General features: G+C 57.8%; 1 protein-coding gene. It reads right to left on the bottom strand.

Annotation, left to right across the window (positions count from 1 at the left end):
• The coding region (locus KI350_RS22880) for a condensation domain-containing protein (protein ID WP_212930599.1) at positions 1-204 on the bottom strand (204 nt) is incomplete at both ends.

Raw genomic sequence — 204 nt, 5'->3', positions numbered from 1 at the left:
CGATGACAGGTTCTAAGTCTTTGTGCGGCCTTCCGGCGATCGGCGAACCGATGATGATATCCTCCTGTCCGCTGAGCCGGGCAAGAAGCGTGCTGTACGCGGCGAGAAGAACCATATACAGGGTGCAGCCGTTGTCGCGGGCGATCTTGTAAAGGCCGGCTGTTGTTTTCGCATCAAGCGTGCGGGACACTGTATCACCCGCAA

The organism is Bacillus sp. J41TS8 (genome assembly GCF_018333035.1).
In the GTDB taxonomy this organism is placed as follows: domain Bacteria; phylum Bacillota; class Bacilli; order Bacillales; family Bacillaceae; genus Bacillus; species Bacillus paralicheniformis.
This window is presented reverse-complemented; position numbering and strand designations above follow the sequence as displayed.